Raw genomic sequence first — 12,882 nt, forward strand, 5'->3', positions numbered from 1 at the left:
CCTCCAAATCTAAGTTCTCAAGATGATAGCATACCCTTTACAAGACAGACAACCGATTGAGCCGCGATTCCTTCACCCCGCCCGGCAAAGCCAAGCTGCTCCGTCGTAGTTGCCTTAACGTTTACTTGGGAAGGATCTTCTGCTTCCAACGCACGAGCGATAACTTCATTCATCTGCGGGATGTAAGATGCCATTTTGGGCTTTTGCGCAATAATCGTAGAATCAATATTCCCCAAGCGGTATCCCCGCTCTTTGGCCAAACTCCATACATGCTCCAGCAACTTGAGACTGTCGGCATCCTTGAATTCGGGATCGTTATCTGGAAAGTGCTTCCCGATGTCACCCAGACCGAGCGCGCCCAGAATAGCGTCGCTAACCGCATGCAGCAGCACGTCAGCATCGGAATGACCCAGCAATCCCTTTTCATAAGGAATATTCACGCCCCCGATAATGCACGGCCTTCCTTCCACCAGTTGGTGGACGTCAAACCCTTGTCCCACTCTGATCATCTGATATCCTCTCCCTCTGTCTTTACCCATAACGCCGCCATATCCAAATCCTCAGGCGTGGTAATTTTGATGTTTTTGTAGCTGCCCTGAACGACAGTCACCGGAATCCCTAATCGCTCCACCAGCATAGAATCGTCTGTCCCCAAAAATCCCGCCTGGTCCGCTTTCTCATAGGCCCGCAGCAGATCGGAAAGACGAAAAGTCTGTGGCGTTTGAATACTCCACAGACTTCGGCGATCCGGCGTTGCTGTAATGATACCATCCCCGTTCACTTGCTTGACTGTATCCTTTACAGGCACCGCCGCTACAGAAGCACCGGTACGCATAGCTGTCTCCAAGCATGAACGTATAAGCTCAGGCTGAATGAGTGGACGTACACCATCATGCACCATCACCCAATCTGCTTGCAGGTGGCTCAAACCGCGATATACCGAATGCTGGCGTTCACTGCCACCAGCCACCACCTGTACATCCTTGCCGATCCGGTATTGACGAATCCATTCTTGGCAGCGCTCGACATCTTCTGCCCCCGTCACCATCACCATTTCATCCACTTCGGGTATGGCTGCGAATATTTCAAGTGTATGTATGAAGATGGGCTTGTCCCGCAAAAGCAAAAATTGCTTGCTTTCCGGCGTTCCCATACGGGAGCCGCGCCCGGCCGCCACAATGACGACTCCTACCCGATTGTTCATTGAAATGACTCCTGCCTTGATCGCCTCTGGACGATCCGTATGATTACACATCTACTTCATCATACCGCGTTTATTGAGCTTTTTCCAATAATTTCGGTTTGGCAAAAATCATACGCCCCGCAGAGGTCTGAAGTACGCTTGTAACCAGCACCTCCATCAGCGAACCGATGTAGTCACGTCCGCCTTCCACAACGATCATCGTACCATCATCCAGATAGGCCACACCTTGCCCATGCTCCTTGCCGTCTTTGATAATCTGCACCATAATTTCCTCACCGGGCAGCACTACAGGCTTCACTGCATTTGCCAAGTCATTAATATTCAGCACCGATACACCTTGAAGCTCGCACACCTTATTCAGGTTAAAATCGTTCGTTACCACCTTACCCTGTAGCACCTTTGCCAGCTTGACCAGCTTGCTGTCGACCTCTGAAATCTCCTCAAAATCTCCTTCGTAAATCAATACATTTACATCCAACTCTTTTTGAATCTTGTTCAAAATATCCAGACCTCGCCGCCCGCGGTTACGCTTGAGCAAATCCGACGAATCTGCAATATGCTGAAGCTCCTCCAGCACAAATTCCGGAATAACAATCGTGCCTTCGATAAAACCCGTCTTGCAAATATCCGCAATACGTCCGTCTATAATTACGCTGGTGTCCAAAATTTTATGTTCCTCCAGCTTGCGTTCTTCCACACCCGTACCTCGACCAAAAAATCCCGAACTCCAAAATGAGGACAGCTCGTCCCGCTTTTCCAGTCCGACCATCACACCCACATATCCGCATACGATGGTAACAGCCGTTTGAATCAGTTGACCTGGTGCCCCCAGCCATGACAAGAGCGGGTAAACTGCTAAGGAAAGGATCAAGCCCACCGCTAATCCAATCGCACCTGCCATCATCTCGTTCATTGGAATCCGTACCAAACCTTCGATCCCCTGCTGTAAACGATTCGCCACAGCTGTTCCGGCGAGCGAACATCCAGCCATAAATAACACAGCTCCCGCAATCATCCAAACAGCCATTCCCGGTAAAGAACCATCACTCAACCACTGGGGCAGCCATGATACGATACCTCCTACCCGATGGTATAACGTATAGCCGAACCATGCTCCGCACAATCCTGTAAAAGTTAAAATAGCCTTTCTTAACATCGAGTCTCTATACCTCCTTTGTTTTCTTTTTGCACCCTGGTATTTATTGGTTATACATCACTTTCCTTACCAGTATGATCCAATTCTCACGCAACTAACCCTATGTATTTGATTTTTTATGCATAAAAAAAGCATCTATCTCCCTGAAATGATTCAAGGATATAAATGCTTTATTGTTTTCTCGCCTAATTCTAATGTTGTGAATGACGATATTGGTCATCCTGTTCTTCCTGAGTGGAACGTCCCCGTCCGCGCCCGCGTCTACGTGACAGCTTACGGATATTCAGTTTCATGCCATACAATGCATACAGCACCAACGGTACGAAAATCAGCTTCGATAATTGATCCGGGAATTTAACTGCCAGTACAACGGCAGCAACCACAACCCATGGAGCGATCCAGATCGCTTTCTTCGGAAGGCCCACCTTTTTTAAATTCGGATATTTCATCGAGCTGACCATCAAATAAGAGACAAGCAGCATCGCAACCGACATGTAAAACATAGAAACATCATTATGAAACAAAGATAAAGTCGCCAGCACTCCACCTGCTGCCGGAATCGGCAAGCCTGTAAAATAACCCGGTACACCGGGACGTACATTAAAACGAGCCAAACGTAACGCTCCGCACATCGGAAAAATAGCCGTAACCGTCCAGGCCAAAGCCGAATTAGCATCATGAAAAGCAACCATGTACATAATAACTGCGGGAGCTACACCAAAAGATATCATATCTGATAAGGAGTCCAGTTCTTTACCGAATTCGCTCTGGGCATTTAGCGCCCGGGCCATTCGTCCATCCAGTCCGTCCAACAACATGGCGACAATAACCATAATAGCGGCAAGACTGTATTTTCCGTCTACGGCCAATAAAATGGCGATCATTCCGAGAAACAAGTTACCTAAGGTACACATGTTCGGAATTGATTTGGTAATCATCTCTTCACCTCAATGTATGAATTGTTCCATTATAATCCTTTCACTGTATTACATTTACATTTGCCTGTCAATGAAAACTTGTTCCTGCAATCGTTTGAGTCCCTCTTTAATGGTACGCGCACGGACTTCTCCAATGCCATCTACTTCATCCAGTTCTTCAATCGTCGCTGTCATAACATGCGGAAAACGTCCAAACCGCTCCACCAGATTGTGAATGATCACATTCGGTAGACGTGGTATCTTGTTCAGCACCCGATAACCGCGGGCCACGATATATTCTTCAGATGTCGCAGCCGAAGACGGGTATCCCAGCAAACGCACAATATGATTTGCATCCAGCAGCTCATCGTCCGTGGAACGCTTGAGACCCAATATAATGCCACGAATTTTCTCATCGCTATCGTCTTTGGCATAATCCTTATACAGTAGCCAAGCCTCTTCCTCGATATTACTGACAAGCTCATCCATCTGCATGCTAATTAAACGGCCCTCATTCCCAAGCTCGTTAATAAATCGTTTGATTTCCATTTTGATGCGCAGCACCATTTCGATCCGTTGGATAACATTTACCACTTCGGGCATGGTCACTAATTCTTCAAATTCGGATGCCGTCAAATTCGTCGAGGCTTGCCCCAACACGGATCTATACTTTTCCAGCGTCTGAATGGCCTGATTGGCTTTGGTTAAAATAACTCCGATTTCCTTGAGCGCATATCTCAGCGTTCCCTGATACAATGTAATAATATTACGCCGCTGCGAAATAGATACGACTAACTTGCCAGTTTGCTTGGCAACCCGCTCCGCTGTCCGGTGACGAATACCCGTTTCAATCGATGAGATAGAAGAATCAGGAATCAATTGCGTATTTGCGTATAAAATCCGTTTCAAATCCTCACTCAGTATGATGGCACCGTCCATCTTAGCCAGTTCATACAAATAGTTCGGTGAAAAATCACAGTTAATCGAGAAGCCGCCGTCCACGACCTCCATTACCTCCGGGCTATAGCCAACGACCAGAAGAGCGCCTGTTTTGGCGCGCAGCACGTTTTCCAGTCCGTCGCGAAAGGGAGTTCCCGGTGCCACAAGCCGCAGCAAATCATTCATTTTATCCAGTTGGCTCGCTTCTTTCATTCTCATTGCCCCCTAATCTAATGCGGCTGCCAATGCATCTGCCACCGTTCCTACTCCTACAATTTGTATCCCTTTCGGATGCGTCCAGCCCTTCAGACTCTTCTCCGGCATAATCACCCGTTTAAAACCCAGCTTCTCTGCTTCCCGCACACGCTGCTCCGCTCTAGATACAGCGCGCACCTCACCCGTCAACCCCACCTCGCCAAAAATCACATCGTACGGCTTGGTAGGCGCATCCCGAAAGCTGGAAGCAATACTCACCGCTATAGCCAGGTCCACCGCTGGCTCATCCAGTTTTACGCCCCCGGCCACATTTAGATACGCATCCTGATTTTGCAAAAACATCCCCATCCGCTTTTCCAACACGGCTATAATCAATCCCATTCGGTGATGGTCAACCCCTGTACCCATTCGGCGCGGAGAAGGAAAGTGTGTAGTCGCAATCAGCGCTTGCAGCTCAACTAATACAGGTCGGGTCCCTTCCATACTGGCGACGACTGTGGAACCAGCCACCCCCAAAGGTCGTTCGGACAAGAACAGTTCGGAAGGATTCGACACCTCACGCAAGCCGCTTTCAGCCATTTCAAAAATACCAATTTCATTCGTAGAGCCAAAACGATTCTTAACCGCACGCAACAGCCGATACGTATGATGACGCTCTCCTTCAAAATAAAGCACGCAATCGACCATATGCTCCAACAGACGCGGGCCTGCAATGGCCCCTTCCTTGGTCACATGTCCTACCAGCACCGTTGCAATACCTAATCCCTTGGCAATCCGCATAAAACGTGAAGTACATTCCCGTACCTGTGCTACACTCCCCGGCGCACTCGTCACCTCAGGCAAATATACAGTCTGGATAGAGTCAATCACCAGAAACTCCGGTTTCAAGCTGTCTACCGCTTCTTCAATCGTCTCCAAATTCGTCTCACATAATACGTATAAATTGGGGGATAAGGCACCGAGACGGTCTGCACGCAGCTTCGTCTGACGAACGGATTCCTCACCTGACACATAAAGCACCTTTAAACCGGTTAAAGCCAGCTCATTCGATGTCTGTAGCATAAGCGTAGATTTTCCAATCCCCGGATCACCGCCCACCAGAACGAGTGAACCCGGCACCACGCCTCCCCCGAGCACGCGATTCAATTCGCCTATTCCCGTCAAAATTCGTGCTTCTTTGCCACTCTCCACTTCGATAATAGGGAGCGGTTTATCTTTTGTGCTATGAGTAAGAAGGGAAGAACCCATTCCTTGAGTTTTAACAACGCTTTCCGTTTCCTCCACCATGGAATTCCATGCCTGGCATCCGGGACATTTTCCATACCATTTGGGCGATTCATAACCGCACTCCGTACAGGAAAATTTAGTTTTCACTTTAGCCATACTTTGTTCCTTGGCTCCTTATATGACAACGATCAATGTCGGATTTATCTTCACACAGCCCGGAAAGAGCTGTAACAATAAAAGTTTACCATTGAAGCTTGGCGGACGTAAAGCGATATCACAAACTTTTCCAAAGCACTTATCCGACCGTTTCACAGTGATTTATATACAAAAAGGGTGCCTTCGCCACAGCTTTTCAGCCTGCGAGACACCCTTTCTGACCACTTTTATTGTGCTAACCTATCGTACTTCTGTCCTTTTGGGCAAAAGCCGAGGATTATCATTAACTCTTATTGCCTACTCAGTACAATGCTCAGGACTTCGCGGATACGTTATCCTTTTTCGTTACGGTCAACGCACCGTTCTCTTCATCAATAAAGAGAGAATCACCTTTAGTGATATTACCCGACAGCAACTCCTCGGACAGACGGTCCTCGATATGCTTCTGGATTGCACGACGCAATGGACGCGCACCATACGCCGGATCAAAGCCTTCCTTCGCAAGGAATGCCTTAGCCTTGTCTGTCAACTCAAAGTCAACCTCGTACTCATTCAGACGCTTACGCAGCTCTTCGGACATGAGCGACACGATTTCGGCAATGTGTTTTTCTTCGAGAGAATGGAAAACGATAATTTCATCAATCCGGTTCAAGAACTCGGGACGGAAGCTTTTCTTCAGTTCATCCATCACTTTGCCCTTCATGTTATCATAATCCGCTCCAGCGTCCACAACAGCTGTAAAGCCGAGCGTGGAGTTACGTTTGATTGCCTGTGCACCCACATTGGATGTCAGGATGATGAGTGTGTTGCGGAAATCGACAACACGGCCTTTGGAATCCGTCAGACGTCCATCTTCCAGCACTTGCAGAAGAATGTTGAATACTTCTGGATGTGCTTTTTCAATCTCATCCAGCAGTACGACGGAGTAAGGTTTACGACGTACCTTCTCAGTCAATTGACCGCCTTCTTCATATCCAACATATCCTGGAGGCGCTCCTACCAGACGGGACGTGGAATGCTTCTCCATGTATTCAGACATATCGATTCGGATAACCGCATTTTCATCTCCGAACATGGATTCAGCCAAAGCGCGTGCCAGCTCGGTTTTACCAACCCCGGTTGGACCGAGGAAAATAAAGGAGCCGATTGGACGTTTCGGATCTTTCAGCCCGGCACGTGCCCGGCGAATAGCCCGGCTAACTGCCTTCACTGCTTCATCTTGCCCAATTACCCGCTCATGTAACAACTCTTCCATATTCAGCAAACGATGCGTTTCTTCCTCTTTCAGCTTGCTGACCGGAACACCTGTCCAGATCGCAACGACCTGAGCAATATCCTCCGGTGTTACTTCGGAATCTGTACGCCCTTGTTGCTCTTTCCACTGGTTTTTCGTAACATCTAGCTCTTCACGAATTTTCTGCTCTGTATCACGCAGTGCAGCAGCCTTTTCGAATTCCTGGCTTTGTACAGCCGAATCCTTTTCCTTACGGATATCTTCCAGACGGTTTTCCAGTTGTTTCAGGTTTGGCGGTACCGTGTAGGAATTCAGCCTTACCTTGGAACCTGCTTCATCAATAAGGTCAATTGCTTTATCCGGCAGGAAGCGGTCGGTGATATAACGATCCGACAATTTTACTGCCGCTTCAATGGCTTCATCCGTAATTTTCACACGATGATGCGCTTCATAACGGTCACGTAGGCCGTACAGAATTTGAATAGCTTCTTCTGGAGAAGGCTGATCTACCGTTATCGGCTGGAAGCGACGTTCCAAAGCGGCGTCCTTCTCAATATATTTGCGGTATTCGTCCAGCGTTGTTGCACCGATGCATTGCAGCTCGCCACGTGCCAGAGCAGGCTTCAGGATATTGGAAGCATCAATTGCACCTTCCGCTCCACCAGCACCGATCAGCGTATGCAGCTCATCAATGAACAATACGATATTTCCGGCCTGACGAATCTCGTCCATAATCTTTTTCAAGCGATCCTCGAATTCACCACGATATTTGGTACCTGCTACCACAGAACCCATATCCAGGGTCATAACACGCTTGTCACGCAGCGTTTCGGGAATCTCATTGGCAATAATTTTTTGCGCCAGTCCTTCGGCAATTGCCGTTTTACCTACCCCTGGCTCACCGATCAGAACCGGATTGTTCTTCGTACGGCGGCTGAGCACCTGAATTACACGCTCAATTTCCTTACTACGCCCAATGACAGGATCCAGATTGTTTTCCTTCGCAGATGCCGTCAAATCACGTGCCAAGCTGTCCAGCGTTGGTGTGCTGACATTAGCCGGAGCACCGTGATGGCTGGAAACAGCCTCGCTGCTGCCAAGCAATTGAAGCACTTGCTGACGTGCTTTGTTCAGGCTGATACCCAAGTTATTCAGTACACGGGCTGCTACACCTTCGCCTTCACGGATAAGACCGAGCAAAATATGCTCTGTACCTACATAGGTATGGCCCAGCTTACGAGCTTCATCCATAGACAGCTCGATAACCTTTTTGGCGCGTGGAGTATAGGCAATGTTCGTCGGTTGTTCTTGACCGCGTCCAATCAGCGTTTCCACTTCATCCTGAATTTTTTCCAGTCCCAGCCCTAAACCAATCAAGGCTTTCGCTGCAATTCCTTCACCTTCACGAATGAGGCCGAGCAAAATGTGCTCCGTGCCAATGTTGTTGTGTCCCAATCGAACAGCTTCTTCCTGAGCCAAGGCAAGCACTTTTTGTGCGCGTTCCGTAAATCTTCCAAACATCATATATCCTGCACCTCCACAGTGTGTATTTCAGATCATTCTATATATTAAAGGGTTGTGCCTAATTTTTGCCGGATCAGCTTCGCCCGGTACATATCGCGCTCACCGGTATTCATTTTATCACCAAAGCTTTTTTGCAGAAATCCGGGTTGCGTCATCACATTCAGCTCATTCATCGCTGCGGTGGATGGACGCTCCAAAATCCCCAAGTCCACGCCAAGACGTACATCGGACAATCGCTGTGCGGCCTCCTTGGAATCCAGTACCGCTGCATATGACAAAATACCGAATGAACGCATCACCCGATCCGTAATCCGCAGCATGGACTCATTCATCAGCCGTTCCCTGGCGGAACGTTCATGCTCTATAATTTGCAGCACAACGCCATGCAGATTTTCGATAATTTCCGCTTCGGTTTGTCCCAGTGTAATCTGATTGGATACCTGAAACAGATTGCCGACCGCTTCGCTGCCTTCACCATAAATACCGCGAACGGTAAGACCTACCTGTGAAACAGCAGACAAAATGCGGTTAATCTGATGAGTCATGACCAGTGCGGGCAGATGCATCATCACTGAAGCTCTCATCCCTGTGCCAACATTCGTCGGACAACTGGTCAGAAAGCCTCTACGATCATCAAATGCATAATCGACATGCGCCTCAAATGCATCATCAATAACCGTAGCACGTTCCCAAGCTTCTCTAACCTGACATCCCGGATATAAGCACTGGATACGCAGATGATCCTCTTCGTTTATCATAACACTAACCGATTCATCATCGCTAATCAAAACAGCACCGTTACGAGATTCGTTCGCCAAATTAGGGCTAATCAAATGCTTCTCAACTAGCACCTGCTTGTCGATCTCATCCAACTCGGATATTTTCAGGGTATGAAAGGTACCAAAGCGTCCTAAATCATCATACTGAAGGATATCCGTCAAGCGTTGAAGTGCTTCTTCCGACTGCTGGTTGGTAGCAAGCATGGGAAAAGGCAGATGCTGCAAGTTACGCGCAATTCTCACCCGGCTACTAATGACAATCTCTGAATCCGCAGCATCACCACGCATCCAATCACTTAGCGGCTTTTCCGTAAACCGGATATTAGGCATTACGCATCCCCTCCTACTCTTCACAAACTTTACTCTTCAGTCATTTCTTTTTCAAGCTCTCTGATTTGATCCCTAAGCTCAGCGGCTGATTCGAATTCTTCCTGTACAATATGTTGCTGCATCTCTTTTTTCAGATCGTCAATTTGCCGTTTAACCTTCAATCGACCTCCGGTGCGAACCGGAACCTTGCCCACATGGCTCGTACTGCCATGCACACGCTTGAACAAAGGGTCTAGACGGCTGTCAAAATATTGATAGCACGACGGGCACCCAAAGCGCCCCAGCTTACTGAACTGTGCATAGGTCATGCCACACTCCTTGCATTGCAGGTTCTGCTGACCGCTATGGCCTGGCGACTGGCTCTTCGTACTGGATTCGAAATCCAGCATACCCGACAATAGGCTATGAATTGAAAAGCCATTAGGTGTACCAGGGATCATCTCCCCTTTTTCCTTTGCACACGTCTCACAAATATGAAACTCTGTCTTTTCGCCATTCACAATTTTGGTGAAATGCAAAGTTGCCGGCCGTTTATTACATTCTTGGCACAGCATAAAAGCACCTCCTTCAGCGTCAGGATTTTTATAAATCCCTACATCCAAATCTTGAATCACACGCTATCTGGCCACCAGCAACGAAATCAGCATAGCCTTGAGCAGCCTTGCCCGTAGCTGGTCACGATAGGGAAGTTTCAGCAATAATGTGTCCCTTGATAAAGCGGCCTTCATTAAACCAGCTTCCCTTTTGCTTAAAAAATGGGCTTCCTCCAACTGATAAATCAGCCCTTCCGCTGCCGATTGACTAATTTCCTCTCCAATGCTTTGATGGAGATGGGTATGGATCGCATGCTGTGCGGGCAGTTGAATTCGCTGAATGCGAATGTATCCTCCACCACCGCGCTTACTTTCCACCACATAGCCTTTTTCCAGCGTAAAACGGGTACTGATTACATAATTAATTTGCGACGGCACGCAGGAAAAGCGGTCAGCCAAATCATTGCGCTGAATTTCCACTAAACCTTTGGGACTTTCCAGCAATATGCTCTTCAAATATTGTTCAATAATATCGGAAACATTGCGCATTTCATCATCCTCCACTAACGGAAACGCAAATATTCAGTACATTTCACGCTCCACAGAGTCCGCCGTATATTGAACTTAACCAAACGGTAAAGTCACGAATCTAAGCCAGTAGCGGAGCTAATTCACCCTCCGTCCTCACTTAAAAACATCCCGTTTAGCTTCTAGTGTGACCTTTAATTGTAATAGATCATACACCTTTCCTCACGCCCATGAGATTACAGTGGATGTTCATCAACAAATCAGGTCTATCTTTTCATGCTGTGTTGGTGTCAATGTATTATATACGGCTAAAAACTCAGCGTATTCACACCACTCTAATGAAGCACTACAGGCTCCATTGACTTTGACTTTCTTTGACTATATTCACATTATAGCACAAAATATATTTTTGCCAAGGGGTCAATATCATTTTTCGCAATCTAATTATGTTTTATACAATATAAGAAAAACTCTTCCCTTTTCGGAAAGAGTTCTGAAAAATATCGTTAAAATCATCCACACCTTATAAAAGGTATTTAAGATATATTCCCTAAAAAATAAAGACTCAAGAGCATTTAAGAGCGTTACAATTAGAAAAAATCCAGCAAAAATGTTTGTGTTACCGGTATTACACGTTCTAATGCAGATACAGACTCGCTGCGCCCTGTAATACGACTCCACTTATACAGATCATCAGGCCGCTGATAGCCAAGCATCAGGGTGGTCAGCGATTGGATACTCACACTCAAGTCAGCTTCTATTGCGTCCTCGGAAGAACTGTTTGAATCCACTCTGTCCAAATGTCCTTGCCCTTCCGCGGTGACCGTCAATGTCCATATTCCTTCATTCCATGGAGCATAACGATCTGTCAGATATAAGGTCAAATGTGTTTCCTCTCCAATGGCCTCAAAAGGATATTTCTCCACAAAAGCAGCAGCATCTACAATACGGCCCATAAAATAAGGCACTGTTTCCTGCTGAATTTGTGGATCATCCAGTAGAAATGGCAGCTTATCATCGGCCGGAATGTAAATAAATTTACCCTGGGTTATCATCGAATCATGATTGGCAAAATACGTCCACAACGCCCGCCGTGCCGTTTCATTAATATATACCAGTTCGTCGCAATTTAATTGCTTATCTTCAATTTTGTATAAAGCATATCCCTGAGGATCGCCTGCTTCAGAATAGTACACTGCGGTCCGGTAGTTTTTATTTAATGTCCGCTCTTGCCACCATTCCTTGTTTCGTACCAGTGTACCATTATAGCGCGAAGCATAGGCTTGATACACTTGGTCCAGATCAGAAATATCCTTCACATCCCGTTTGACCATTCCTTCGGTTTTAAGCTTGGCAGGGAACTTATCGATCGGAATGATATACTTCTTGTATTCAATATACGTTTCCCATCCAAATTTACGATAGAAGGCAAAGGAGAAAGGGTGTAAAAAAGAAAGACTCTGCCCCACATCCTTCATCTCTTCAAGCGCATGCGTTAAAAGGCGTGAAACCAGACCCCCGCGCCGTTTTTCCGGCCACGTTGCCACACCAGCAATGCCCCCCATGTCAAAAATCTGACCTTGTATGTATACCTGTAGCGGTAACAAAGTCAGCTTTGCATTCAAGTCATTTCCATCGAATATCCCCCAAGTTTGTTCTGGTTTGAATTTCTTTTTGGATTTCTCCAGATCCTCCGGGGACATTGTAAACTGAAAAGCATATTGAGACAACTCAATAGTAGCTTCAAATTCCTCACGTTGTAATTGCCTGATTTCCATAAGTTCGTCACCTCGCTCGTATACTTGGACTTCCGCAAAAAGATCACACCTTTAGAGTGTCGCAAAGCCTTGGTTCTCTGTCAACCTTAGGAACAGATGGTTATAGTAAAAATGTATAAAAAAAGAACCACAATCTCAAGGAGATCATGGTCCTTCTTACTTTTGCTTGGCGACGTCCTACTCTCCCAGGACCCTGCGGTCCAAGTACCATCGGCGCTGGAGGGCTTAACGGTCGTGTTCGGGATGGGTACGTGTGGAACCCCTCCGCTATCGCCACCAAACATGAATTTGTAAAACAAATTCTTCCGTATGGGTATTCGGTTCATCACTAATCGTGTAAATGAATAGCCCTGCGCTTGCC

11 protein-coding genes and 1 rRNA gene are annotated in these 12,882 nt (G+C 47.0%); all 12 read right to left on the bottom strand.

The features are described from left to right. Positions 1–17: 17 nt before the first annotated feature. Positions 18–509 (bottom strand): 2-C-methyl-D-erythritol 2,4-cyclodiphosphate synthase, encoded by a 492-nt coding sequence (ispF, locus tag ACWXW9_RS26195; protein ID WP_134912287.1) that lies wholly within the window; start codon positions 507–509, stop codon positions 18–20. Next, entirely contained in the window at positions 506–1,204 is a 699-nt protein-coding gene (ispD, locus tag ACWXW9_RS26200) for a 2-C-methyl-D-erythritol 4-phosphate cytidylyltransferase (RefSeq protein ID WP_494931779.1), read from the bottom strand. Before ispD ends, ispF begins: the two co-directional genes overlap by 4 nt. A gap of 70 nt (positions 1,205–1,274) precedes the next feature. Further along, positions 1,275–2,360 carry a PIN/TRAM domain-containing protein gene (locus ACWXW9_RS26205; RefSeq protein ID WP_431086556.1) on the bottom strand — a complete coding sequence of 362 codons (1,086 nt, stop codon included), beginning with the start codon at positions 2,358–2,360 and terminating at the stop codon, positions 1,275–1,277. Between the two features lie 191 nt (positions 2,361–2,551). Continuing rightward, a complete protein-coding gene (pssA, locus tag ACWXW9_RS26210; protein WP_494931774.1) occupies positions 2,552–3,298 on the bottom strand; it encodes a CDP-diacylglycerol--serine O-phosphatidyltransferase in 747 nt (248 codons plus the stop codon). Between the two features lie 54 nt (positions 3,299–3,352). Further along, the gene (gene disA, locus ACWXW9_RS26215) at positions 3,353–4,429 is read right to left on the bottom strand and encodes a DNA integrity scanning diadenylate cyclase DisA (protein ID WP_134912280.1); all 1,077 of its coding nucleotides are present in this window, start codon (positions 4,427–4,429) and stop codon (positions 3,353–3,355) included. A 12-nt stretch (positions 4,430–4,441) separates the two neighbouring features. Beyond that, positions 4,442–5,815 carry a DNA repair protein RadA gene (gene radA, locus ACWXW9_RS26220; protein ID WP_134912279.1) on the bottom strand — a complete coding sequence of 458 codons (1,374 nt, stop codon included), beginning with the start codon at positions 5,813–5,815 and terminating at the stop codon, positions 4,442–4,444. A 313-nt stretch (positions 5,816–6,128) separates the two neighbouring features. Further along, a complete protein-coding gene (gene clpC, locus ACWXW9_RS26225) occupies positions 6,129–8,573 on the bottom strand; it encodes an ATP-dependent protease ATP-binding subunit ClpC (protein ID WP_137060438.1) in 2,445 nt (814 codons plus the stop codon). Between the two features lie 44 nt (positions 8,574–8,617). Further along, positions 8,618–9,682 carry a protein-arginine kinase McsB gene (gene mcsB, locus ACWXW9_RS26230; protein ID WP_494931775.1) on the bottom strand — a complete coding sequence of 355 codons (1,065 nt, stop codon included), beginning with the start codon at positions 9,680–9,682 and terminating at the stop codon, positions 8,618–8,620. Between the two features lie 29 nt (positions 9,683–9,711). Beyond that, complete coding sequence (mcsA, locus tag ACWXW9_RS26235) at positions 9,712–10,236, bottom strand: protein-arginine kinase activator protein McsA (protein WP_494931776.1); 525 nt, start codon at positions 10,234–10,236, stop codon at positions 9,712–9,714. Positions 10,237–10,299: 63 nt separating this feature from the next. After that, complete coding sequence (locus ACWXW9_RS26240; RefSeq protein ID WP_014278341.1) at positions 10,300–10,764, bottom strand: CtsR family transcriptional regulator; 465 nt, start codon at positions 10,762–10,764, stop codon at positions 10,300–10,302. A 569-nt stretch (positions 10,765–11,333) separates the two neighbouring features. Further along, on the bottom strand, positions 11,334–12,521 hold the full coding sequence (locus ACWXW9_RS26245; RefSeq protein WP_494931777.1) for a GNAT family N-acetyltransferase: 1,188 nt from the start codon (positions 12,519–12,521) through the stop codon (positions 11,334–11,336). Positions 12,522–12,685: 164 nt separating this feature from the next. Then, positions 12,686–12,802: ribosomal RNA gene (gene rrf / locus ACWXW9_RS26250) — 5S ribosomal RNA — on the bottom strand. Positions 12,803–12,882: the final 80 nt, after the last annotated feature.

The sequence above is a fragment of the Paenibacillus sp. LT-B23 genome, from assembly GCF_059417685.1.